We start from the raw sequence: 23167 nt of genomic DNA, 5'->3' as shown, positions 1-23167 counted from the left end.
GTCGGAGACCCTCCCGACCGGCCGACGGGCGCCGGGCCCGTGCGAGCGCTGGTGGGAGCACCCGTGGAAGCGCCGATGGGAGCGCTCTCACGCCGTGTAGGATGGCCACTCCCGAGAGTGAGCCACACCGGAGTGTGATCATGCCCCGAACTGACAGGCCGGGCCCCGGAGGTGCCCGGCCTGCCGCGCGACCGACGGTGGAGGACGTGGCCGCCCGCGCGGGAGTCAGCCGGGGAACGGTGTCCCGGGTCATCAACGGTTCGCCCAAGGTGAGCGCCCGGGCGAGGGAGGCCGTGGAGCACGCCGTCGCCGAGCTCGGCTACGTACCCAACCAGGCGGCACGGTCCCTGGTGACCTCGCGCACCGACGTCGTCGCCCTGGTCGTCCCGGAGAGCCTGGCGCGACTGAGGTCGGAGCCGTACTTCGCGGACGTCATCGCCGGGATCTCCGACGAACTCGCTTCAACAGACCTTCAGTTGCTGCTGACCTTGGTCCGCAACGAGGACGAGCGCGAACGTCTGACGCGCTACCTCACCGCGCGTCGGGTCGACGGGGTGCTCCTGGTCTCGGTGCGCCAGGACGACCTGTTGCCCGACCTGCTCGAACAGCTCGGAATGCCGGCCGTGCTGGGCGGTCGCCGGTCCGAGCGCGAATCGCTGAGCTACGTCCACGCCGACAACGCCGGCGGGGCCCGGGCGGCCGTCCGGCACCTGGTCGGACTCGGCCGCACCAGAGTGGCCACCATCACGGGGCCGCTCGCGATGGAAGCGGCCGGGGCACGCCTGGCGGGGTACCGGGAGGCGCTCACGGAGGCGGGCCTCGCTCCGGAGGACGCGCTCGTCGCCCACGGCGACTTCACCGAGGCGGGCGGCTACGCGGCGATGCGCGAGCTCCTGGCCGAAATGCCCACCCTCGATGCCGTGTTCTGCGCCTCCGACCTGATGGCCGTGGGCGCGTTCCGGGCGCTGCGCGAGGCCGGGCGGCACGTGCCGGAAGACGTGGCCGTCGTCGGCTTCGACGACTCCGTCATCGCCCGTAGCACCGAGCCGTCCCTCACCAGTGTTCGCCAACCGACCGAGGCGATGGGGCGGTTGATGGTCAAGCTGCTGCTCGAGGAGATCGCCGACCCCGGGCGGCCGCGCCGCCAGGTGATCCTGCCGACCGAACTGACGGTCCGCGCCTCGGCCTGAAGGCCTCGGACTGCCTCGAACGGCCTCGAACTGAAAGGCCGTCACGTCCCGTTGTTCCGGTATGAGCCACGGCCGCGTGTCACGGCTGACCTGGGCATAAGGTGCTGCTACGCTCCCGATGGGTGTGGGAGCGCTCCCATGCGCCAAGATTCTGGGGGGTGACATGTCGAAGGCACAACAAGGGGATTCGGCATTCGGGGGCATGCTGAGGGCGCTTCGTCGTGAAGTGGGATTCACGCATGAGGAACTCGCCCGGCGTTCCCAGGTCAGTGTGAGAACGATCAGCGACATCGAGCGGGGCCGGGTGCTCCGACCACAGCGCCGCTCCGTCCAACAGCTCGCGGCGGCGCTCGGCCTGAGGGCCTCGCGACTGGAATGGTTTCTCCGTGCCGCGCGCGCCGTTCCCGGCAGCGGGCCCGATCAGCCGGACGGGAGCCGTCGCGAGACGCCGGCCGCCGGGGAGGTGGACGAACAGCCGTCCGCGGTGGTCGTGATGGTCCTGCCGATGACCGCGACCGGCGGGAGCGGCCCGTGCTGCAGGCGCCGCCGGCGCTGTCCGCAACCCCGCCCGACCGGGCCCCGACCCGTGCGCCGGGCCGGTTGACGGCCGTCGCGTGCGGCGGGCAGACGCCGGCGGCCACACCTCCGCCACAAGGACGCCGAACGCGTACGCCCGCCCCACCGGCGCCGTCCGGTTGGGGACGTGCCACCGGCGACTCGGCCGGGCGAGGCGGTAGTTGACGCCGCCCGCGGCCAAGCCGACCTCCCTGCCGATCCGGGCGGTGGCGTCAACCCCAGACGGCCGCGGGCCAGGATCCCGCGCCTCGGTCGGGCTCGCCTCGGCACGCGACGCGGGCGGCGGCGAGGAGATCGAATCACGCGGCTCCATCGAGACCGAAACAGCCCGCCGCCTCGCCGACGACCTCAAGAACGAGTGATCACCCGACCACCCGATTCTTTCTCAGGCCGTCGAGGGTACGCGCGTCACCGAGAAGGGGCAGGCCGAAGGCACGCACGCTGATCGTGGTGTCCGGTACGCAGTCGGCCGCCACCGGTACGACAGGCTGCTCGGCTGGACGGTCCCGCAGGATCCGGTAGCGCAGCGGCTCCTGCCCCAAGTCGGCGACCCGCACCGCCCACGCCGGACGGGCTCCGCCGGCAGTGAGACCGTCGGGCAGTTCGGCGCTCGCGAACTCGCACACCTTCGCTCCGACGAGCCGGCGCACGGTCCCGTGCTCCGCGGTCCGGCGCGCCTGGGGCGGCTCTCCGGTCAGCCGGCCCGAACTCTCGGCAGCGACGGCTTCCAGCAGCACCCACTCATCGGGGCTCAGCGCCACAGAAGCCTCCCTCAACGCGACTGGGCTGATCCCGTCACGCCGGCCTCGGCGGCGCCCCGGCCTTCGCAGAGGTGCTCTCGTGCCCAGGTGTCGAAGGTGGTGAGGGGCAGTCCCAGTTCCCGCGCGTACTCGGGGCGGGCGGGCTGGGGGAGGTCGTTGATGGATGCCTGGGCAAGGCCCATGGCAGGCATTCCGGCGGCGCCGGCCTGCGCCTCGGTCATGTCGGGCGCGGTGAGCGCGGTGCCGAGGACGCGGGACAGCACGGTGGCGATGTCCGCCATGGTCAGGACGTCGCCCGCGAGTTCGAGTTCGACCCTGTCGAAGCGCTCCGGTGCGGCGATGGCCGCCGCGGCGGCGGTACCGATGTCGTCGACGGCGATCAGGGACAGCCGGGTCTCTGGCTTCAGCAGGCTCACCAGCCCGCCGTCGAGTCCGCGGGGGAACATGATCGCGGCGGAGGGGTGGAAGTTCTCCATGAAGAAGCCGGGCTTGAGGAGGGTCCACCGCGCGAAGCCCGCCTCACGGACCCGGTCCTGGATCCCGGCCTTCGCGGCGTAGTAGGGCTGCAGCCAGGCCCACCGGCCGGTGGGCCAGTCGGCGTGCCGCCCCGCGCCGGAGACGGAGGTGTGGACGAACTGCGCCACCCCGGCGGCCCGCGCGCCCTCGATGAGGTTGACGGCCTGCGCGACCTCGCCCTCGAAACCCCGGCCGTCCATGTCGGGCATCTGGACGGAGAAGACGGCGCGCGCTCCTGCGGCGGCCCGGGCCAGCGAGGCGGGGTCGTCGAGGTCGCCGGTGACCAGTTCGGCGCCGAGCGCCGCGACGGCCCGGGCCCGGGCCGTCGCCGGGTCGCGGACCAGCGCGCGGACGGCGACGCCCGCTTTCAGCAGGGCTCGGGCGGTGGCGCCGCCTTGCTGACCGGTGGCACCGACGACCAGGACGGGGGCTGACTGTGCGCTCATACGAGCTCCTCACACGGCACCGGAGAGAAAACGGCGGGGCCCGCCGTTTCTACTCGCGTACGATACGGAGGGCCCCGCCGCTTAGCAAGTACGGAGACGACGCCATGACAGCCCAACGCGCGGACGCCCGACGCAACCGCGCGCGGATCCTCGCCGTGGCCGAGGCCGAGGTCGCCGCCCACGGCGCCGACGCCTCCCTCGAACAGATCGCGCGCATCGCCGGCGTCGGCTCGGCCACGGTGCGCCGCCACTTCCCCGACCGCCGGTCCCTGCTGGAAGCGGTCTTCAGCCGGAGGGTCGACGCGCTGTGCTCCCGCGCCGCGGACCTCGCCGACGCCGACGATCCCAGGACCGCGCTCCTGGACTGGCTGGGCGCGCTCACGACCTACGCGGCCTCCGCCCGGGGCATGGCCGACGCACTGCTCCCGGCCGGCACCGGCGGCGGGAACCACGTCGACGCCTGCTCGGCACGCCTGGGAAGCGCCGTCGACCCCCTGCTGCACCGGGCCGCCCGCGCCGGCGCGGTGGCACCGGAGGTGACCACCGCCGATCTGGTAGCGCTGGTGACGGGCCTGGCCCTCGCCACCGAACACCACCCGACCCCCGCCGCCGAGGCGCACCGGCTCCTCGCCCTGGCTGTGCGGGGGATCAGTCCCCGAGGATGAGAGGGGCGGGCCCGTGGTGACGCACCGGCCGGACGACGGCCGGGGTGACGCCAGGGAGGCCGGTTCAGGGCACCGGCACCACCCTCCCGAAGACCTCTCCCGCCACGATCGGGTACTGAGACGGGCGGAACTTGCGACGCCGGTCGCCGCCCTCACGGGCAACGACGAGCACGGTGACCCGCTCCACGAGCGCGTGGGCGGGTCGGGCGCGGCCGGGCAGACGGCCAACGAGGCTTCCGAGCAGCGTGATTGAGGCGTCGGACATCCCGGTCGACAGCCCGGGGCCTCGTCCGTCACGGCCTCTCGGGCCGTCACCGGATCGTGGCACCCCGAAGAAACCCGGTGATACCTCAAAAGCACCGGCGGCTCTTGGGGGCAGGGATTACCCTCCGGGTATGGGGTCATGGGAAGTTGGGATCGCTGTCGCCGGCGCGGTCGGTGCCTTGCTCACGGCCGGAGCCACGGCGCTCTCGACCGGAGTCGATGTGCGTGAGCGGCTGTCACGGCTACGGCGTCCCCGGGACACCCCACCCGCACTGGAGCCCGCCGCCGATGCCGCCACCGAACTCGGCGACACGTACGACGCGTTCGTCTCCTACGCCTCGGTGGACACCGAGGCGGCGCAGACCCTTGCCACCGGACTGCGTGCCGAGGGGCTGCGGGTCTTCCTGGCCGAGTGGATCGGCCCGGGGCTGGTGGAGAGCCTGGAGAAGGAAGCGGCCCTGCGCGTCACGGCCAACGGGCTCCTGCTCTTCAGCAGCGCGACGATGAACGACGCCGCGATCCGCGACGAGTACGCGGTGCTGCTCCAGCGCGTGCACACCGGTGGACGGCGGTTCATCCCCGTGCTCGTGGATGACGTGGAACTGCCGCCCTTCGCCAGGATCCGCCGGCCCGCGGACCTGCGGAATCCCGGCAGCGAGCCCTACGACGTGAGCCTCGCCGCGCTGGTGCGGGCGGTACGGCCGCGGGGCGAAGCCTTATGACCCAGGTGTTCCTCTGCTACGCCAGGGAGGACGCCGACTGGGCGAGGGTACTGGCAGCCCGTCTCGGGCGGAGCGACCTGACCGTCCTCTTCGACGAGTGGGACGTGCTGCCCGGTGACGTGAGCGTGCACCACGCCGAGGCGGCGATCGAGGACGCCGGATGTGCCCTGGTCGTCATCAGCCCGGCCTCACGCGCCTCGTCCTGGGCCCGCGAGGAGTACGCGGCCCTGGTCACGGCCGGAGCGCGGCGGCGGCTGCGGCTCATTCCGCTGCTGATCGGGGACGCCCCTCTCCCGCCCCTGGCCGCGAGCCGGGTCTGGCGCGACTTCAGGACCCCGGACGCCGCCGACTACGAGCGGAAGGTCGACGAACTCGTCGCCGCCATCCGCGGTGAGAGCGTCCGGCCCGGTCCCGGCGGATCCGTCGCACCGGGACACGCGGAGAACATCGCGTCGGCCCAGCCTTCACCTCCCCGGCCCCTCGTGCCTCCCGACGAGCCCGCCGTCGTCCTCTGCTACGACAAGGCCGACACGGCGTACGCCCACGCGCTCGCCGACCAGGTGAGAGGAGCCGGACTGCGGGTCTGGTCGGTCGCGGACCTGAGGGCCGGGGACTCGCACGTCTGGGTGAGGCGCCAGCAGTTGGACTTCGCGACGGCCGTGATCGTGTTGATGTCACCGCAGTCCCAGAACTCCGACGACATCACGGACATGATCCTGGAGGCGATGCACCACCAGCGCCCCTTCTTCCCGGTCCTGCTCGACGGGCAGCGCAACTACCTTCTGGCCCACACCTGGTACGCCGACGCCCGGGACGGCCGGCTGCTGAGCCCGGAGGAGCTCCTCCGGCTGCGGGACATCGACACCGCCTCCCGGAACGGCAGCACGCCGGACGAGATGTCCTCCCTGTTCCCGGCTCCGCTCCAGCGACCCGCGGCGCAGACGGTGCGGGTGCCGGAGGCCGTCTCCCTCGGACGCCTCGACGGCTGTCTCGCCGAGCACAACTTCGCGCACGCGGATCTCCAGACCACCGCCATCGTGCTGGAGGCGGCCGGCCGTCTCGACGAGGGCTGGCTGGGCACCCGCCACGCGCGCCGGATCCCCGTCGAGGTCCTGGCCCGTGTCGACGGCATATGGGCCGACCACACGCACGGACGGCAGGGCTGGAGCGCCCAGGCGGCCCGGGCCGCGGTGCGCGGCAACCGGCACGCGGACTTCCTCGCGCTGTCGGTGGCCTGCGGCTGGCGGAGCTCCGCCGACGCGCTGGTGCCGCGCTTCTACCACGAGCTGACGGAGCGGGCGGGGCCCGGCCCCCGCGGCGCGTACTACCCGACGCTGCGCAATCCGCAGAACGAGCCGTTCAACCACTGGTACGACGAGTGGACTTCCACGGTTCTGGCCGTGCATCTGCGCAGGGGGGACAGGAGGTGAGCCGGTGAAGTGGACGGACCGGGTGGATCTGGCGATCTACCTGGTCGGATCCCTGGCCGCGCTGTGCTCGCTGGCCGTCTGCGCTCGACTGGCGCTCTACGTCCACGCGTCGGTGAACGTCTTCGGCGTCCTGGCCCTCTCCCCCCGCGTCACCCGGAAAACGGACCCGCCCGATCAGAAGAGCGGGAAGAAGCACAGGAAAGAGACGCCCGCTCCCGCCCGGGGCTGTGTCCCGCTCTTTCTCCTGGTCTACATCACCGCTACAGAGGTGTGGCTCATGCAATTCACGGTCATCGTCGTTCTCCTACTCCTCCTGGCGATCTCCGGTGCCGTCGGCCGGCTCAGTCTCCGCTACGTGCCCCCCGGCCACATCGGCATCGTACGGCGCCTGAACGGCCGGACTCATCCGGATTTCCCGCAGGTCACCCCACACGCCACCCACGGGGTGCTCGCCCGCACGCTCCTGCCCGGGCGCCACTGGATGACACCGTTCGTCTACGAGGTCCAGGTCGTCCCCCGGACGCGGGTGCCGGAGGGCAAGATCGGCCTGGTCAGGGCGAAGGCGGGCCGGACGCGGCCGGGGAACCGGGCGCTGGCGCTGCCGGTGCCCTGCGACGACTTCCAGGACGGCGTGAGGTTCCTGCTGAACGGCGGGGAACAGGGCACACAGATCGGCGTGCTGGCCGGCGGACAGACCTACTCCATCAACACGGAGCTGTTCCGGGTGACGCTGGTGGACCGGGTCCACGTTCCGGCGGGCACCATCGGCCTGGTCGACGCGAGGGCCGGCGGGAACCGACCGCCCGGGGCGCTCTTCGGTCCGCACGTGGAGTGCGACGACTTCCAGGACGGCGCACGGTTCCTCACCGGCGGCGGTCAGCAGGGCAAGCAGCTCGCCATCCTCCAGGGCGGTGCCTACTACGACATCAACCCGGCCCTGTTCGACGTCATCACCACGCACAACGTGGAGGCGCGCGGCGGACCGCTGGAAGCACGGCACTTGAAGCAGATCGCCATTCCCGCCGACCAGACCGGCGTGGTGATCACGCTCGACGGCGCGGATCCGGGAGAGGACGACCAGGCGGGACCACCGGTACCGGGCCATCAGGGGTTCCGCCTGCCATGGGTGTTCCTGCAGAACGGCGGCCGCCGGGGGGTGCAGGAGGAAACCCTGAGCGGGGGAACGGTCTCCGCGCTCAACCCGTACTTCATCCGCGTCATGCTGATCCCGACGCACCTCCTCGCCCTGGAATGGGACGAGAAGACGCCCGCGGAGCAACAGAACTACGACGTGCATCTGGGGAGGATCACGGCCACCGTGCAGGGCTACCGGCTGTTCGTGGACGTGAAGCAGCTCATCCGGATTCCCGCCCAGTCCGCTCCCGGACTGGTCAGGCGGAACGGCGGAGCCCAGATCTCGGACATCGGCGGCCTCGACTACAACCGGATGCCCGTCCAGCGCTTCGTACAACGCGTCCTGGGCGCCATCGTCACCACGTACTTCAACCAGATCGCCACCGCGTCGACCGTGCTGGAGTTCGTGAAGAACTACCGGGACACCCGGCTCGAACTCGCCACCCTCGTGGAGAACGAACTCCGGGACTGGGGAGTGGAGTCCAAGGGCACCCACCTGGGCGTTTTCCGGGCCGAGGACGAGAGGCTCAACGAGATGCTCAAGCGGACGGCCGACGAGGAGATGGAGAGCGAGAAGCTCGCGCTGCAACTGGAGAACGCGGAACGCGAGGACGCGATCGACAAGGTGCGGGTGGAAGCGGAGAGGCGGCGCGTGAAGCTGGAGCTGGAGGCCGAGATCCAGGTCCTCGGCCTGGAGAACGTCATGGTGCTCAAGATGCTCAGGGAGATCTCCCAGGCGCCCGTTCCGCAGATCGTCAGCGGGGGCGACCTCTCGGCGTTCCTCGAAACGCTGCCGATCACTCGTCTCGACGGGCTGATGGACCGGATGCGCACCCTGCGCAGGGGGCCCGGGATCGAGGGCGCGGAGCGGCCCTCGCTACCCGAGGCGGAGAGCGGGGAAGCCGGGCGGTAAGGAGCCCGACACGGCGCCGGTGCCCGTCCTCCCCCACGCCCCCGCCGCCGCGGTGACCCGATGAGCCCGACGGCCGGCTGCTCCCCGGCCATGGTCGTGCCTGCCGGTGCGCGCGCCGGCAGGCACCGCCATGGCCGGCACCGGCCCGGTCAGCGGCGCCCTGCTGTCCGGCACCGTTCCGCCCGACTCCCCGCTCGTGCGGCCGCTCGTCGTCCTCGCCCTCGGCTCCGTGGCCTACGACCTCGGCGTCCGAGCCCGCCGACGTCGGAACGGCTGGCGTCGCGATCCGATGTCGCAGCGGTTGGCGCGGGCCGCCGCGGACGGCCTGCAACGCGGCCCGCAGGGACGGCACATCACTCGCGGATGATGCCGTCCAGGAGGTCGAGGGGCCTGACGATCAGCGCAGCGTCAGGATCCAGGCGCTGACGGCCAGCCAGCCGGTCAGCGTCAGCGCCGCGCACGCCCAGGCGAAGCGGGCCGGCCCACGGCCGCGGTCCCGCCCCTTGGCGCGCTGGAACCCGGCGACCAGGCCGGCCACCGCGGTGACGGGGAGCGCGAGGAAGGCCAGGTACAGGGTGCCGTAGTAGAGGAACCTCGCGAACAGGGCGCCCACGAACACGAACGGCGCGGACACCACGGTGACCACCGCGCCGCCGGCCGTGCACGCGACGCGCAGCCGCTTCTCGTCGGAGAAGAACGGCGGCACGGCGCACACCACCGCGCAGCCCAGGCCGAAGACGTACAGAACCAGCCCGCCCGGGCCATACCCCCGGTGGATGCTCCACGCCGGCAACAGGAACGCGACCGCCCCGACCCCGGACAGCCACCGGGCACTCACCGGCACCGCGGCCATGTTTCCCCCCTGCACAGCACCCTCTTTGAACGCGTTCGAATCTAGCACCCAGGAGACGACGACGCCCAGACGGACAAGTCGCCGAAAATCGCGGCAGGCACAGCGGGACGCGGCGGCTCTCCGCGGAGAGCAGACGCATGCCGATCTCGTTGCGGCCCATCCCGAGGCTGTGGACCACAGCGGTCAGGCCGTGGCGGAAGGAGCAGGCCGCGGGTTCCGCGTCCTGATGTCCTATGGCGAGTCCGCGAGCTGTGCGTTTCGTTGGATCCGCGCTCCGTGCCACCTTGATCGTTCCGGGTTTCGTGCCACTTCCCCGGGACGGTGTACTGAAAGCTAGGTGACACGTCTTCTGCCTGACCGGCTCGCTGAGGCTTCAAGGAGCGCTGTGCCGCGGCGGGTGCGTCGCATGGGCGTGGTGGAGCGGACCGTGCGAACAGAAGACGATGGCGATGGCTGGAGCCCGGAGCTGTCTGGAACGCCTCCGGCTCCGCCGCCAAGCGTCCGACCAGAACGACGTGGAGGACGTCGCCGTAGGCGTACTTCTTGGTCAGACGAAGCGAGGCCTCTTGCGACGCTCGGGTCGTTTGTCCTGATCACGCCGGTTTGGGTAGCCGAACACCGCCGCCGGCGATGTCGCCGACGCCCCTCCCCCGGTAAGCGCCAGGGGCGGCGTCTCCGGGACGGTCGGGGAGGTCGGCCGAGATGGCGAGGTGACAGGGTTAGGCGTCAGGTCCTCGACGGTCGGGGAGGTCGGCCGAGACGGCGAGGTGACAGGGTTAGGCGTCAGGTCCTCGACGGTCGGGGAGGTCGGCCGAGACGGCGAGGTGACAGGGTTCGGCGTCAGGTCCTCGACGGTGGGCGTGGTGAAGTGACGATATCGCCTGAGGTTCTCGGTGTCCGGGTACGGGTGACGCCATGGCTTGCGGGAGCCGATGAAGTGGAGCACGAAGGCGCGTCGCTCCTGATCCCGGTACGCGTGGTACTCCGTACCCAGTCGCGGCGGCCAAGCCTCGGGCGGGATGTCGCGGAAGTCAGTCATCGGGAACACGTTCCAGCGCGGATCCAGCTCGATCCATCGACCGTGCGTGAGCGCGTTGAGCGCATCTTGCTCCAGACAGACCGGGACCTGATCCTGGCTCGCGAGCCAGTCGAGGGCCCGCTCGGTCAAGCTCTCCCGACGCCACTGGCGGAGGTTGCACAGCATCACCCCCGCATTGAAGTAGGGCGCGTCGGGCGCGAATCGTCCGTTGCTTCCGCCTGCCAACGCCTCGCGCAGGTTGGGACGCCACATGTCCCGCACGGCCGCGAGGGGTCTGTCACCGAGGTCCGTCGCGAACAGCTCTGTCACGTCTCGCATCAGCACGACGTCCACGTCCATGTACAGCACCACGTCGTCCGGCACCAGCTCTGGCAGGAACAGGCGTGCGTACGTCGCGCCGGTCAGGTAGCGCAGCAGTGGCAGGTCGGACAGGTCGCGGCGCAGACGGACGACCTCCAGATCGAGCCCGCGGGACATCGCGTGCTCGACGACGTCGGCGCTCGGCGAGTCATCTGTCATCAGTGCCGAGATGCGCACACCGCTCTTCGGCGGGAGGCAACGGGCCAGCGACGACAGCATGTTGCGTGCCGCCGATGCGTACTGACCGTCGAACGCGATCGCTATGCGCATCCCCCGACCCCCCACGTGTGCGACCCAGGAACCACTACGCTAAGGGGGGGTCGAGCGACGGTCAAGGCGCTCAAAGAGGGGGTGCGACCTGTGGCGCGAACGAGCGACGTGGCGCCGGCGGCGGGCAGATGCCTGCTCATCTGCAGCACACCGAGGTCAGGGACTCATCTGCTGGCCGGTCTGCTGGAGAGCACGGGCTTGTCGGGCAACCCGCAGGAGTACCTGTACAACCACGTTACCGAACTGGACGGTGAGGACATCCCGATCGGTCCGGCGCACCGGACGCAGCCGGACCAGCTACGAAAGCTGATGCGGATCGGGACTTCAGCCAACGGCGTGTTGGGCCTGATCGTCATGGGGTCGTACCTGGACGAGGTCGTCGCCGGGCTGCGGCGACACCAGTCCGCGAGTGGAGCGAGCTGGCGCGAGGTGATCGAGCGCGCCTTCGACCGCCCGGTATATGTGTGGAACCGGCGGCTGGACACGGCGGCACAAGCGGTGTCTCTGTACCGGGCGCTGGAGACCGACGTCTGGTATGCCGACGACGTTCGTGGCGTGGGTGCTGACGTTCCCTACCGTCGCGACCGGATCGCGCACTGGGAGCACGTGATCCGGGAGCAGAACGAGGAGTGGGCGCGCCGGTTCTCCGACAGCGGGATCACGCCGATCACGGTGACGTACGAGGACGCGCTGGCGGACCCGGAGGGTGTGGTGGACCGGCTCCTGGACAGCCTGGGAGTCGCGCGAGGCGGCCGGCCGGTGGAGCCGCTCACGCGTCGGCAGGGAAACGACGTGAGCTTGGAATGGCTGGCCCGGTACCGCCGGGACGGTTCAACGTGACCGCTGCCTCCGCGACCTCGGCGACGGCCGGCACGCGAGGCGGGCGCGAGCGTCGGTCTCTGGCAGCGTTGGAATGGATGGCCTGCCTCGGTGAGGATCGGCGCACCTGGATGATCGAGCAGGCTGCGGCCGCCGGGCACTCGTTGGACGGGCTCCTCGCTCCCCGGAACCGTCCACGCCCGGCCGTGACTATCTGGGACAGGTGATGGCCAGGGTGACCTGGGCGCCAACGCCATGGCCGCAGCGACCGTTCTGCATCGCGCCATGCTGCACGTCCGTATGGTGCGTAGTCCCCGGCATGCGGGCCGGATCCCCGTACGCGACTTCCACCGAGCCTTCGCCGGAGCCGGCGAGGCAATCCTCGCCGCGGGTGCTCACCGTCTACCCCACCGGCGGGAAGCCGCCTTCCGCCACCTGGTCGAGACCTGGGTCGGACGCGGCGGCCCAGCCCTCGCGGAGTGGTTCACCAGCGAGCTGGCGGAGACCGTCAACCGACCGGATCTCCTCGTCGTCCTCCGCGACCAGGACCAACCACGCCCGACCGCCGGCCCATCGCAGCAGCCCGATCCGAACCTCACGACGGTACCCGGCCCGGTAGAGGTCGAACTCCGGATGGCCTCCTACACCTCGGCACACACACGCTACGGCGCAGACCACGACGCCTCTGCCCTCGTGCACCTGGCGGTACCGCCACACCTGCGGAACGCCGAGACGGGCGCCAGGTCGTCCTCCCCGCGCCCGCGGGTTCGTACCTCCACGTCAGCCGGCGGACCGCTTTTCCGCGTCTGCCGTCCCAGGGTGTTTTTCGGCGGGGCGGCGGGAATTTCGACAATGTCGGTGCCCGTTCGCCAGGAGGGGAATTTCTGCCGGACCGGCCGGCGATCGTATTCAATGGGCTCCGGCCGATCAGGCAACGCAGCGGCGGAACGGTCCGCCGTGGAAAAGGAGTGCGCATGGACAGCCGGTTGGATTCCGCCGAAGCTACCGTCGACGTCCTGTCGTTCAACATCCACCACGGGGAGGGAACGGACGGCGTCCTCGACCTGGAACGGATCGCCCGGGTGATCCGGCGCAGCGGTGCGGAGATCGTCGGGCTCCAGGAGGTGGACCGGCACTTCGACGGGCGCAGCCAGTGGAACGACCAGGTGGCGGAGCTGGCGCGGTCGCTCGGCTACCACCCGGCGTACGGGGCGAACATCGACCTGGACCCGTCGGTGCCGACGGCTCCCCGGTGCCAGTACGGTACGGCGGTGCTGTCCCGGCACCCGATCACCCGTGCGCGGAACACCCACCTCTTCCGGTCCCCCGGGGAGGAGCAGCGCGGCCTGCTGCACGTCGAGATCGACCTCGGCGGAATTCCGCTGCAGGTCTTCGTCACGCATCTGGAGCTGTTCTCGGAAATCGACCGGATCCGCCAGGCGGAAGAAGTCGTGGAGCTGATCGGGGAAACCGGTCCGGCCATTTTGCTCGGCGATTTCAACGCGGTTCCGGGAACGTCGGAGATAACTAGGCTTCGGGCTGCTTTCACCGATTCCTGGACGGTTCTCGACGGTGGTCCGGTGGCGACGTTCCCGGCCGATGCTCCGCAGGACTGCATCGACTACGTCTTCGCGGGCCGGGGGGTGACGCCGGTGCGGGTCGGCCTGGTCACCGAGGAACCGGTGGCCTCGGACCACCTGCCGGTGCTGGCCCGACTGGTGGTCTCCGGCTGACCGCCGGCCCCCGAGGGTCCGGGCCGGGGCGGCGGGCCGGCCCGGACCCTCGGGAGGCGGTGGCGGTCACCCGTGCCGTTCCGCTTCCACCGCTTCGTACAGTGCCTTGATGTTGCCGCTGCCGAAGGTCGTGGCCCCGACCCGCTCGATGACCTCGAAGAACAGGGTCCGCCGAGGGTGCAGCGTCCGGGTGAAGACCTGGAAGAGCTGGCCCTCGTGGTCCTCGTCGACGAGGATGCCCAGGGCGGCGAGCGCGGGTACGGAGTGCCGGGTCAGCCGCAGCCGATCGGCGAGCATCCGGTAGTAGGGGCCCGGCGTCGACAGGAACGCCACCCCCTGCTCGGCCATCGTCCGGACGGTCCGCACGGCGTCGTCGGTGCGGAAGGCGATGTGCTGGACGCCGGAGCCGCCGTGGTTCTTGATGAAGTGGTCGATCTGGCCGGGTTCGCGGCTGGTGTCGGGCTCGATGATGGTGAGCGTGAGGCCGCCGGACGCCGACTGCACCACCTCGGAGTCCATGGCCTGGGCGCCGACGACGATCCGCTCGGTGAAGGTGTTGCGCAGGCCGAGGACCTGCTCGTAGAACGCGACGGTGGACCGGAGCAGGCCCGCCTCGACGCACACCGCGAAGTGGTCGACGGCCAGCAGGCCGGTGTCCGCTTCCGGCTCGCTCCGCGGTACCGGGGTGAAACCGGGCAGCGGCCGGTGGTCGGTTCCCGCGCGGCGCTGGACCAGGGTGTGCCGGAGGTCGCCGAAGCCGGCGACGGCCGCGGTGACCACGCCGTCCGTCTCCTCGGGTTCGGCCAGTGGCCGGGCGCCGCGCCGGACGGTCGCGGCGAAGGCGGCGACCACGTCGGGTACGGCCAGGGCGATGTCGGCGACGCCGTCCCCGTGCCGCCGGACGTAGTCGGCGGCGGGGTGGTCCTCCGCCAGGGCCTGGGTGAGGACCAGCCGGATGTGCTCCCGGCCGATGGCGACGGACCTCGCCTCGCCCGGCCGGTCGGCCGTGGCGTACACGGTGAACCCGTAGGCCCGGGCGTAGTGGCGTGCGCTGGCGTCGAGGTCCTCCACGTACAGCTCTACGTGGTCGACGGACAGGTCGAGCGGTATGCCGTCCGGGTGTGTCGTCATGGTGGTGGCCTCCTTGAGGGATGGTCTGCCGGGCGTGCCGGTACCGGTGCCGGTGACCGGTCCACTGGTGCTGGACCGGCCACCGCCAGGGCCCGCTACCAGGGGTCGACGCCGAGCAGCCGGCGGCCCAGCGGGGTCATCGCCGCGGTCTGCAGGTCGTTGTAGGAGTGACCGGCCGGGCGGTCACCGGGGCGTTCGCCGGCGTCCCAGGGCTGGTCGTCCCGCGCGTAGCGGACGAACTGGGCGACCCGGACCTCGGGGCGCCGGTTGTGCGAGGCGGCGTGCGGCATCAGATGATGGGTCAGCACGAAGTCGCCTGCCTGCCCGGTCACTTCGACGCTCTCGAGGTCCGGGATGTTGCGCCACTTGTCGTGCAGCTGCCGCCCCCGGCGGACGGCGCGGGCCTCGGCCTCAACGATCCGGTGGCCGCCGGGCACGACGTGGATGCCGCCGCCGCCCGGGGCGACGTCCGTGAAGTAGTAGCAGCCCCCGATCTCGACCTCCTCGGGGGTGAGCAGGAACTCGTCCGCGTCCTCGGGTACCGCCGGGTCGATGTGCAGGTCCTGGCTCAGCTCGCTGGGGTGCGCCGTATCGTTGCGCATGGTGATGGCCACCGAGCCGTCCCGGACGAGCAGTCGGGGGTGCCCCAGGAGCTGGGCCGCCACCCGGTAGAGCCGCTCGTTCTGGAAGAGCGGGATGAACTCCGGTCCGTCGAAGGTCTGGTTCCCCGGGGTGTTGAAGGGTTTGAACCGGCCGTCGTACGCCTCCCAGTGGTCGGGGACGCGCAGGTCTCGCGGGAGCAGGTCGAGGATCAGGCCGGCGTGGTGCCTGGCCTGCTGCCTGGTCAGGACGCCGCGGATCAGCAGGTATCCGTCCCGCCAGAAGCGATCGACCTCCTCCTGGGACAGGACCGGCTCCGGCATTGCGTTGGTCATGGGTGCTCCGAGGGTCGGTGGGTCACGGGTCGGTTGGCGAGGTCGCGCCGTCGGAGGCCCGGTCAGCCGGCCGGCGCCGCGGGCCGGCCTCCGGCCCGGCCGGACGGACGGAGCTCCCGGGCCAGGCTGCGCAGGGTGGCCATGCCACTGACCTGGGCGAAACCGGGCGGGTGGTAGCCGAGCCGGCGGAGCAGCTCCGCGAAGCGCGGGTAGTGCTCCGGCCGGCCGCCCGCCCGCAGGTAGCAGAGGTCGAGGTCGGGGGCCCGGCCGGGCCCGGTCCCGCTCAGGGCGGTGAGCAGCGCGGTCTCCTCGGCCCTGGCCGCCGGGCGGCCGGGGAGCGACCGCCCGTCCGAGACGTCGCCGCCGTCGATCTCGAACCAGTCGGGGACCACCGGGATCGCACCCGTGTGCGCGGCTCGGAGCAGTTCCTCCCGCAGGTCGAACGGGGTGAGCGCGCTGCCGTCAGCCGCGGTGACCCGGGCGGTCAGCCGGGGGGTGCCGGACGCGCCGCCGGGTTCGAGCGACGCCCCGGCCGCCGTGACCCCGGGCAGGGCGAGCAGGAGGTCCTCGATCGCGCGGAGGTCGATCCACCGCCCGCCGGAGTACCGTTCGCGGGGGCCGCGGGGAAGCCGGAGCAGTCCCACGGCGGACGCGACCTCGTCCGGCGAGCAGTCCCGGCCCGTCGCGGCCCGGGTCAGGACCAGCTCGACGCCGCGCAGCAGTGCCGCGCACTGCTCGGGTTCCAGGACCCTGGAGTCGCCGTGGACGGACAGCCGGACGGTGTGCGGGTCGGCCCAGCGGACCGACAGGCTGGCTCCGTACTCGTAGGAGGTCTCCGCGGTGCTCGCCCAGCTGATCCGGGAGCCGGGCCAGTCCGTGGAGCCGGACCCGCCCGTCGAGCCGGGCCCGTCCGTGGGGCCGGGCTCGGCCTCGATCAGCTCCCGCCAACCCTGCGGCGGCGGAATGAAGTTGAAGGCGAGGTCGGTGGAGAGGCAGACGCCTCGGCGGTGTTGGGCCTCGACCCGTTCGCGGATCAGGTCGAAGGGGTCGTACCGGCCGTAGGCGGGGTGCCCCTCGGCCAGGGTCCGCTGGACCTCGGCGGCCGCTTCCAGCAGGCTCCGGCCCTCCCGGCGGAGGGCCACCGGGGTGCGCTGCGCGGTGGCGCACAGCACCCGGCGGAGGTCGGCGTTGTGCCGGTTGTCGAGCGACACGTTGACGGTGCACGCGTCGGTGTCGGCACGCAGGCAGAGCAGTTGGGCGAAGGCGGCGAGGACGACGGCCGAGGGCAGCAGCCCGGTGTGGGCCATGCCGCGGGCGAAGAGGCCGTCCGCGCCGGGCAGGGTGAGCGTGCTCCGGTAGTAGCGGCCCGCCGTCCCTTCGCCCGGAGGGTGGTGCGGGTGCATCCGTGCCGGTGCGTGGGAGAAGTGCCGCCGCAGGTAGTCGAGCGCCCTGGTGCGTTCGGTGTCCTCGCCGGGGTCGGCCTCGCGCCGGGCCTGCTCGGCCGGCTGGATCCCGGGTCCCCGGTGCGGGACTCCGGCGTCCGGGCTGTCCGTCCGTCCGTGCAGCAGGTCGGTGAGCTGCTGGTCCACCACGCCGTGGAACCCGGCGTCCACGGCCACGTTGTCGGCGACCACCGCCAGCCAGCGCCGGTCCTCGGACCGGAGCAGATGGAACTGCACGAGGAACCGGCCGACCCTGCCGTGGGTGTGCGCGGTGAACACCCGCACCAGGTCGGCCAGGCTCCGCTCGGCGGTGCCGTCCGGTGCGACGTCGACGACCCGCACCGGGGAGCCCGACGGGTGGACCAGCTGCCGCAGTTCTCCGTCGACGACGGCGAGGGAGGTGCGGAGGATCTCGAACCGGTCCTCCAGCGCGTGCACCAGGCGCTGGGCGGCGGCCTCGTCGGTCCCCGCCGGGAGCGGCCGGAGTCCTTCGGCCAGCCCCTTCTCCAGGAACCACTGGAACTTCTGCGCCCTGGTCAGGGGCGCGTCGGCGGGGGCCCGGCCGCTCATGCGGGGCCTCCGGCGGGAGTCGGCCGCGGCGAACCGGCCGGAGCGCCGGCCGCACCGTCGGCCCGCACGGCGGCGGATCCGTCGGCCAGGGCGGACAGTCCGCGGATGGTCGGGGAGCCGATGACATCACGCACCGTGACCGGGACGCCGGACAGCCGGGTCGCGGCGGTGGCCAGCTGCACCGCCGAGACGGAGTCTCCGCCGAGCGTGAAGAAGTCGTCGTCGATCCCGACCTCGGTGAGTCCGAGCATCTCGCGCCAGAGCGCGGCGAGCGCCGACTCCAGCTCGTCGCGGGGGGCGGTCGGGGAGCCCTGGGCGGCATCGCGCTCCTCGGCGGGGGCGGGCAGCTTCGCCGCGTCCACCTTGAGGTTCGTCGTGAGCGGGATCGCCGGTATCACGGTGATCGAGGCCGGGCGCTGGTACCGCGGCAGCTCCGTCGAGAGCCGCCGGCGCAGGTCGGCCACGAGTTCCCGGTCGCGTCCCGCGCCGTCGCCGGTGCCGACAGGTCCGGAGGCAGGTCCCGAGGCAGATCCGGAGGCCGGTCCCGAGGCAGGTCCGGAGGAGGGGACGACGTAGGCGTCGAGGCGCTTGTCCCCCGCGCCGTCGTCCCGGGCCACCACGACCGCGTCGTGCACCCCGGGGTGCCGGGTGAGCGCGGCCTCGATCTCGCCCGGTTCGATCCGGTAGCCGCGCACCTTGATCTGGCGGTCGATCCGGCCCAGGAAGCGCAGCGCCCCGTCCGGGCCGCGCCGGACGAGGTCACCGGTGCGGTAGAGCGGGGAGCCGGCGCGGTCGTCGGGGTCCGGGACGAAGCGTTCGGCGGTGAGTTCGGCGCGGCCGAGGTAGCCGCGGGTCATGCCGGCTCCGCCGATGTGGAGCTCTCCGCTCTCCCCGTCCGGGACGTCCGCTCCGTCCGGCCCGAGCACCCGGACCCGGACCCGGTCGAGCGGGGTGCCGATCGGGATCATCGTGGCGTCCGGTGCCATGGTCCGGACGTCCTGGTAGGTCGCGAAGCCGGTTGTCTCGGTCGGCCCGTACAGGTGGATCAGCCGCCCCGCGAAGGCCTGCCGCGCGAGGTCCGCCACCTCGGCCCGGATGGAGTCCCCGCCGAACAGCAGGGTGTGCACCCCGGAGAGGTCGGCGAGGTGCGCCGGCTCCAGCAGCCGGAAGACGGGGCTGGTCAGGTGCAGGACGGAGACGGCGTCCCGGTGGACCCGGCGGCAGAGGGTGGTCAGGTCGGTGCCGCCGAAGCTGTAGACGACGCAGGTCGCGCCGTTGAGCAGGGGCCCCCAGATCTCGAAGGTGGAGGCGTCGAAGGACAGTGTGGCGAGGGCGGCGACCCGGTCGTCCGGCGCGATGGACACGTAGTCCTGATCGGTCACCAGGTGCACGACGCTCCGGTGCGGAACCAGGACGCCCTTGGGTGTTCCGGTGGATCCGGAGGTGTAGATGACGTTGGCGAGCTCCGGCCGGCCGACGACGGGCGGGTTCCCGGAGGGGTGGTGGGCCGGGTCCTCGTCGAGCAGGACGACGGTCGCCCGGCCCGCAGGGAGCCGGTCGGCGAGCCGGCGCTGGGTCACCAGCACCGGGGCGGCGGTGTCCCGCAGCATGAACTCCAGCCGCTCGGCGGGGTATCCGGCGTCGAGCGGGACGTACGCGCCGCCCGCCTTCAGGATGCCCAGCAGTCCGACGATCATCGCGGCGGAGCGTTCGACGCAGATGCCCACGAGCGTGTCGGGCCCGACGCCCGCCTCGCGCAGCCGCCAGGCCAGCCGGTTCGCGCGGGCGTTCAGCTCGCGGTAGCTCAGCTGCCCGTCGTCCGCGACCACGGCCGTCCGGTCCGGGGCGAGCTCCGCATGGTGTTCGAACAGGGCGTGCACGGTGGCCCCCGGCTCGCCCCCGGTCGGTCCGTTGTTCCGCTGGATCACTGGCTGACTCCGTCCTCTCGTGCGCTGACCGGGTCGATGGACACGGCGCCGCGTAATGCGTGTTGATGGGACCGACGCCGACGCCGCGCGGGTGGGCGGGAATCCCGGCGGCCGACGGGTCGCACGGGTTCCCGTGAAGGTCCGGGTCGGCCGGGACGGAATTGTCAGGTGTCCTCGCTCCGGCCGGGCCGGGGAGACGGAAAGGGCCGACCGCGGCGCGTCCGGGAATTCCGTCGGATCCCGTTTTCCGCCGCACCGGGCAGGTGCCGGAACCTCCAGGAGCCTAAGCAATCGGAAGAGGTCCCGCCACCCTCTTCCAGGGAATACCGGCAATCATGCGCTATGTCCGATCCGGCCCCGCTTGCCCAGATCGCCGGAGACGCGCCCGGTTGTCCGATGGTCCGTCACATGCTCTCCGGGGAAGCCCTGTCGAGCGCGCTGGAGGATCCGACTCCACTTGTGATCCGATGTGAAAATAGACGGCCAAACCGGATCAAATAGGGACGCCGGCACCGCGAGATGCAATGTGCCATTGCACATCAACTGCTTGTCATGGACTATGGATCAAGAACCACGACGCCATGGTTCCGGAGCCGACCGGGGGGTTCGCGTATCCGTCGGAGCGTGACGGATACGTGGAACGGGACGCATTCCGCGCATCCCCGCAGGCATTCCCCCGGTCATTCGCGCCCGAGGCCCCGGCGAATTCGCCGAAGCGGCGGCATCAGGTGGGGCATTGCCACTGAATCGATGCACGAACATCGTGGGCTGGACCCGCCCCGTTCCAAAGGAGACCCGTGTCTGAGAACCGATCCTCGGCCCTGATCGTCGGAGCGGACCCGTACCTGATCCGGGCCGCGCTCCGCAACGGAATCGAGCCCGTCGTGGTGCACGGCCCCGGCCTGCGCGACTGGGGGTTCATCGGAATTCCGGACGGGGTCGAGACCGTCTTCGCCGAGGACACCTCCAGCGTGGAGAGCGTGCTGCTCGCGCTGCACCGGGCCGGCCTCGCCGACCGGGACTTCCACTGCGTCCACACCGGGGACGAGTTCGCCCTGGTCACCGTGGCGGCCCTGGGCGAGGTCCTGGGCGCCCCGGTCGCCGTGGACCCGGACACCGCCGTGCGGTTCCGGGACAAGTGGCTGCAGAAGGAGGCGCTCGCCGCGGCCGGCATCGAGGTCACCCGGTCCCGCCTGATCGAGGACGTCCACCACCTGGATCCGGCGAGCGTCGAGGACTTCGACAAGGCGGTCCTCAAGCCGGTCGCCGGTGCCGGCACCCGGAACACCTCGGTCGTCGAGGGCCGCGCCGGGCTGATCGCCCGGTGTGCCGAGCTCCGGCGCGCCGGCATGCCCCAACGGACCTTCGTGCTGGAGGAGTTCGTTGCGGGCGACGAGTGGATCGCCGACGGCGTGGTCTTCGACGGAGAGCTGCGGTTCCTCAGCGTCAGCACGTACGGCGAGCCCTGCCTGAGCACGGTGGACTTCAACCGGGCGCTCCAGGTCGAGGTGTTCGACCCCGTCACCGACGCCTCCGCCTACGACCTCGCACGCTCGGTCGTGGAACCGGCCCTGCGCGCGCTCGGCCTGCGGCGCGGCACCTTCCACATGGAGCTCTTCCACCAGCCGGACACCGGGAGGCTGGTGTTCGGCGAATGTGCGGCCCGGACCGGCGGACTGCTCCAACCCGAGCTGGTCGAAGCCAAGTTCGGCGTCGACCTGGCGCTCGCCGGGCTGCGCTGCGCGGCCGGGACCGACCCCCGGATCGAGCCCTCGGTGCGGCCCGAAACGATCGGCTCCACCTACCTCAACAACCGTCCCGGCGTCCTGGTCGGCTACCCGACCCCGGCCGAGGTGCGCGCCCTGCCCGGGGTCGAGTACCTGCGACTGGAACTCCCGTACGGCTTCCGCATGGCGGACGCGCTCGCGAGCACCACCGAGGCCGTCGGCCAGGTCGTGCTGAGCGGCCGCACCCGGGAGGAGTTCCGCGAACGCCGCGACTCCCTGACCGCGTGGTTCGACGAGCGGCTGCTGGTCGTGCCCGCGCACGCGAGCTACCCCGAACTGCGCCGGTGGCAGAAGGAGAACTGGCCGGAATCCGCTTCCTCCTTCGGCACCTACTCGGACGACTGAGGCCGCCCGCCGCCCGGGCCGCGGACCTCACCCGCGGGACGGCCGCCGCACGCGCCGAACCACTTCCCCCACCGCGTCTCGAAGGACCATCATGCAAAGCCACCACCGCTTGATCCGCTCCTTCCGTCAACTCACGACCGATGCCCTGCCGGCGGAAGCCCCCGTCGTCACGCTCTTCAGCGGAGGGCTCGACAGCAGCTTCCTCCTGCTGCGACTGAAGAACGCCGGGTTCCGGAACGTCCACGCGCTGAGCGTGGACCTCGGCGAGGACGAGACCAGCGAACAGAAACAGCAGATCGCCGACGAGCTGGGGGTCCGGCTGCACGTCGTGGACGGCCGTGGAGCCTTCGCCGACGAGTTCGTGCGGGCGGCCATCGTCAGCCAGGCGGTCTACCTGGGGACCCACCCGGTGAGTTCGACCCTGAGCCGCCCGCTGATCGCCCGGTTCGCCGCCGAACTGGCGGAGGAGCTCGGGGCGGCGGCCGTCCTGCACACCGCCAACCGCTCCCAGAACACCATGCGCAGACTCAACGGCGCCCTGGAACTGCTGGGCTTCGACGGCGCCTACGGCAGCCCGTACGACCTCGACCCGGTGGGCCGGGAGGTCAAGATCCAGGAGCTGAAGGAGGCCGGCCTCGCCCGGATGAGCGAGCGTGTCGTGAGCGGCGACTCGAACCTCTGGTGCCGCGAGTTCGAGTCCGGGCTCCTGGACGACCCCGAGCAGCACGCGGTGCCGGAGCAGATGTTCCGGTGGAGCGCGCGCCGACCGGCGGTCACCGAGGACGGCATCGAGGTGCGGTTCGAGGAGGGTACGCCGGTGGCGGTCGACGGCACCCGCCTGCCGCTGGTGCCGCTGATCGACCAGCTGAACCGGCGGGTCGGCGCCTTCGGCCTCGGGCGGTACAGCGGCCTGGAGCACCTCGCCGGCGGCGAGAAGGTGCTGGAGATCCGGGAGATGCCGGCCGCCTGGCTCCTACTGCGCAGCTACCGGCACCTCGAGTCGGCGGTGCTCTCGGCCGAGACGATCCGCGAGAAGATGCACCTCGAACAGCTGTGGGTGCGGGAGGCCCTGGAGGGTCGCTGGTTCGGCGAACTGCGCGCGGCCACCCAGTCGTTCATGGACTTCTGCGCCCGGCCGGTGACGGGCTCGGTGCGCTGGCGGCTCACGCCCGGCGGGGCCGAGACCCGGGCCATCGAGGCCGACCGGCCGGTCTACCTGCGCGATCGGGAGAGCTGGGAGCAGCAGTCCGTGAGGTCGGAGCTCGCCGTGCTGGCGGGGGCCTGATGCGCGGCCCGTACCGTCCCGCTCCCCCGCCGTCGGCCCGCCATGGGAGCGGC

20 protein-coding genes are annotated in these 23167 nt (G+C 71.8%); 12 read left to right on the top strand and 8 right to left on the bottom strand.

Going from position 1 to position 23167, the window contains the following annotated elements:
* Nucleotides 1–140 precede the first annotated feature (140 nt).
* The 3 genes from ACFRQN_RS28820 to ACFRQN_RS28810 all read left to right on the top strand — a co-directional run bounded on the left by ACFRQN_RS28820 (nucleotide 141) and on the right by ACFRQN_RS28810 (nucleotide 2128).
* Complete coding sequence (locus ACFRQN_RS28820) at nucleotides 141–1190, top strand: LacI family DNA-binding transcriptional regulator (protein WP_380743117.1); 1050 nt, start codon at nucleotides 141–143, stop codon at nucleotides 1188–1190.
* Nucleotides 1191–1308: 118 nt separating this feature from the next.
* On the top strand, nucleotides 1309–1794 hold the full coding sequence (locus ACFRQN_RS28815; protein ID WP_380743115.1) for a helix-turn-helix domain-containing protein: 486 nt from the start codon (nucleotides 1309–1311) through the stop codon (nucleotides 1792–1794).
* Nucleotides 1795–1972: 178 nt separating this feature from the next.
* A complete protein-coding gene (locus tag ACFRQN_RS28810; RefSeq protein WP_380743113.1) occupies nucleotides 1973–2128 on the top strand; it encodes a hypothetical protein in 156 nt (51 codons plus the stop codon).
* On the opposite strand, the gene ACFRQN_RS28805 is transcribed toward ACFRQN_RS28810, so the two are convergent.
* Both ACFRQN_RS28805 and ACFRQN_RS28800 read right to left on the bottom strand, forming a co-directional pair.
* Entirely contained in the window at nucleotides 2129–2527 is a 399-nt protein-coding gene (locus ACFRQN_RS28805) for a hypothetical protein (RefSeq protein ID WP_380743112.1), read from the bottom strand.
* A gap of 11 nt (nucleotides 2528–2538) precedes the next feature.
* A complete protein-coding gene (locus ACFRQN_RS28800; protein WP_380743110.1) occupies nucleotides 2539–3489 on the bottom strand; it encodes an NmrA family NAD(P)-binding protein in 951 nt (316 codons plus the stop codon).
* Nucleotides 3490–3593: 104 nt separating this feature from the next.
* Between ACFRQN_RS28800 and ACFRQN_RS28795 the strand changes: the two genes are divergently transcribed.
* The 5 genes from ACFRQN_RS28795 to ACFRQN_RS28775 all read left to right on the top strand — a co-directional run bounded on the left by ACFRQN_RS28795 (nucleotide 3594) and on the right by ACFRQN_RS28775 (nucleotide 8984).
* Nucleotides 3594–4154, top strand: coding sequence for a TetR/AcrR family transcriptional regulator (locus tag ACFRQN_RS28795; protein ID WP_380743108.1), 561 nt, complete (start codon nucleotides 3594–3596; stop codon nucleotides 4152–4154).
* Nucleotides 4155–4639: 485 nt separating this feature from the next.
* Nucleotides 4640–5140 carry a toll/interleukin-1 receptor domain-containing protein gene (locus ACFRQN_RS28790; protein ID WP_380743107.1) on the top strand — a complete coding sequence of 167 codons (501 nt, stop codon included), beginning with the start codon at nucleotides 4640–4642 and terminating at the stop codon, nucleotides 5138–5140.
* Complete coding sequence (locus ACFRQN_RS28785) at nucleotides 5137–6570, top strand: TIR domain-containing protein (protein WP_380743105.1); 1434 nt, start codon at nucleotides 5137–5139, stop codon at nucleotides 6568–6570. Before ACFRQN_RS28790 ends, ACFRQN_RS28785 begins: the two co-directional genes overlap by 4 nt.
* A gap of 4 nt (nucleotides 6571–6574) precedes the next feature.
* Entirely contained in the window at nucleotides 6575–8617 is a 2043-nt protein-coding gene (locus ACFRQN_RS28780) for an SPFH domain-containing protein (protein WP_241853191.1), read from the top strand.
* A gap of 106 nt (nucleotides 8618–8723) precedes the next feature.
* Nucleotides 8724–8984, top strand: a complete 261-nt coding sequence (locus ACFRQN_RS28775; protein WP_143204718.1) for a hypothetical protein — start codon at nucleotides 8724–8726, stop codon at nucleotides 8982–8984.
* Nucleotides 8985–9014: 30 nt separating this feature from the next.
* Here the strand turns inward: ACFRQN_RS28775 and ACFRQN_RS28770 are convergent, their stop codons facing one another.
* A complete protein-coding gene (locus ACFRQN_RS28770; RefSeq protein ID WP_074005887.1) occupies nucleotides 9015–9470 on the bottom strand; it encodes a hypothetical protein in 456 nt (151 codons plus the stop codon).
* 547 nt (nucleotides 9471–10017) lie between these two features.
* Entirely contained in the window at nucleotides 10018–11139 is a 1122-nt protein-coding gene (locus ACFRQN_RS28765) for a glycosyltransferase (RefSeq protein ID WP_380743103.1), read from the bottom strand.
* Nucleotides 11140–11154: 15 nt separating this feature from the next.
* Here ACFRQN_RS28765 and ACFRQN_RS28760 point away from each other — a divergent pair, with 15 nt between their 5' ends.
* Together ACFRQN_RS28760 and ACFRQN_RS28755 are read left to right on the top strand one after the other, a co-directional pair.
* Complete coding sequence (locus tag ACFRQN_RS28760) at nucleotides 11155–11979, top strand: Stf0 family sulfotransferase (RefSeq protein WP_380743101.1); 825 nt, start codon at nucleotides 11155–11157, stop codon at nucleotides 11977–11979.
* A gap of 953 nt (nucleotides 11980–12932) precedes the next feature.
* Entirely contained in the window at nucleotides 12933–13691 is a 759-nt protein-coding gene (locus tag ACFRQN_RS28755) for an endonuclease/exonuclease/phosphatase family protein (protein ID WP_380743099.1), read from the top strand.
* Nucleotides 13692–13757: 66 nt separating this feature from the next.
* Here ACFRQN_RS28755 and hppD read toward each other — a convergent pair whose 3' ends face one another.
* From hppD to ACFRQN_RS28735, 4 genes are all read right to left on the bottom strand, one after another.
* Nucleotides 13758–14822: a 4-hydroxyphenylpyruvate dioxygenase gene (hppD, locus tag ACFRQN_RS28750; RefSeq protein WP_380743097.1), complete on the bottom strand. Its 1065-nt coding sequence runs from the start codon at nucleotides 14820–14822 to the stop codon at nucleotides 13758–13760.
* Nucleotides 14823–14917: 95 nt separating this feature from the next.
* Nucleotides 14918–15757: a phytanoyl-CoA dioxygenase family protein gene (locus tag ACFRQN_RS28745; RefSeq protein ID WP_074005882.1), complete on the bottom strand. Its 840-nt coding sequence runs from the start codon at nucleotides 15755–15757 to the stop codon at nucleotides 14918–14920.
* 62 nt (nucleotides 15758–15819) lie between these two features.
* Nucleotides 15820–17769, bottom strand: coding sequence for a hypothetical protein (locus ACFRQN_RS28740; RefSeq protein WP_380743095.1), 1950 nt, complete (start codon nucleotides 17767–17769; stop codon nucleotides 15820–15822).
* Nucleotides 17766–19697: an amino acid adenylation domain-containing protein gene (locus tag ACFRQN_RS28735; RefSeq protein WP_380743093.1), complete on the bottom strand. Its 1932-nt coding sequence runs from the start codon at nucleotides 19695–19697 to the stop codon at nucleotides 17766–17768. Before ACFRQN_RS28735 ends, ACFRQN_RS28740 begins: the two co-directional genes overlap by 4 nt.
* A 797-nt stretch (nucleotides 19698–20494) precedes the next feature.
* Between ACFRQN_RS28735 and ACFRQN_RS28730 the strand changes: the two genes are divergently transcribed.
* Both ACFRQN_RS28730 and ACFRQN_RS28725 read left to right on the top strand, forming a co-directional pair.
* Nucleotides 20495–21829, top strand: coding sequence for a hypothetical protein (locus ACFRQN_RS28730; protein ID WP_380743091.1), 1335 nt, complete (start codon nucleotides 20495–20497; stop codon nucleotides 21827–21829).
* A gap of 91 nt (nucleotides 21830–21920) precedes the next feature.
* Nucleotides 21921–23114 carry an argininosuccinate synthase-related protein gene (locus tag ACFRQN_RS28725; protein ID WP_380743089.1) on the top strand — a complete coding sequence of 398 codons (1194 nt, stop codon included), beginning with the start codon at nucleotides 21921–21923 and terminating at the stop codon, nucleotides 23112–23114.
* Nucleotides 23115–23167 lie beyond the last annotated feature (53 nt).

Origin of the sequence: Kitasatospora sp. NPDC056800, assembly GCF_042789775.1 — a bacterium.
Taxonomy (GTDB): domain Bacteria; phylum Actinomycetota; class Actinomycetes; order Streptomycetales; family Streptomycetaceae; genus Kitasatospora.
The sequence above is the reverse complement of the archived record's forward strand: the minus strand, read 5'-3'. Positions and strand labels throughout refer to the sequence as shown.

Excerpts from the sequence above, each read along its gene's own strand:
- hppD (WP_380743097.1), bottom strand. The coding sequence starts at position 14,822 with ATGACGACACACCCGGACGGCATACCGCTCGACCTGTCCGTCGACCAC.
- ACFRQN_RS28770 (WP_074005887.1), bottom strand. The coding sequence starts at position 9,470 with ATGGCCGCGGTGCCGGTGAGTGCCCGGTGGCTGTCCGGGGTCGGGGCG.
- ACFRQN_RS28820 (WP_380743117.1), top strand. The coding sequence starts at position 141 with ATGCCCCGAACTGACAGGCCGGGCCCCGGAGGTGCCCGGCCTGCCGCG.
- ACFRQN_RS28800 (WP_380743110.1), bottom strand. The coding sequence starts at position 3,489 with ATGAGCGCACAGTCAGCCCCCGTCCTGGTCGTCGGTGCCACCGGTCAG.
- ACFRQN_RS28815 (WP_380743115.1), top strand. The coding sequence starts at position 1,309 with ATGGGTGTGGGAGCGCTCCCATGCGCCAAGATTCTGGGGGGTGACATG.
- ACFRQN_RS28725 (WP_380743089.1), top strand. The coding sequence starts at position 21,921 with ATGCAAAGCCACCACCGCTTGATCCGCTCCTTCCGTCAACTCACGACC.
- ACFRQN_RS28745 (WP_074005882.1), bottom strand. The coding sequence starts at position 15,757 with ATGACCAACGCAATGCCGGAGCCGGTCCTGTCCCAGGAGGAGGTCGAT.
- ACFRQN_RS28740 (WP_380743095.1), bottom strand. The coding sequence starts at position 17,769 with ATGAGCGGCCGGGCCCCCGCCGACGCGCCCCTGACCAGGGCGCAGAAG.
- ACFRQN_RS28795 (WP_380743108.1), top strand. The coding sequence starts at position 3,594 with ATGACAGCCCAACGCGCGGACGCCCGACGCAACCGCGCGCGGATCCTC.
- ACFRQN_RS28785 (WP_380743105.1), top strand. The coding sequence starts at position 5,137 with ATGACCCAGGTGTTCCTCTGCTACGCCAGGGAGGACGCCGACTGGGCG.
- ACFRQN_RS28755 (WP_380743099.1), top strand. The coding sequence starts at position 12,933 with ATGGACAGCCGGTTGGATTCCGCCGAAGCTACCGTCGACGTCCTGTCG.
- ACFRQN_RS28765 (WP_380743103.1), bottom strand. The coding sequence starts at position 11,139 with ATGCGCATAGCGATCGCGTTCGACGGTCAGTACGCATCGGCGGCACGC.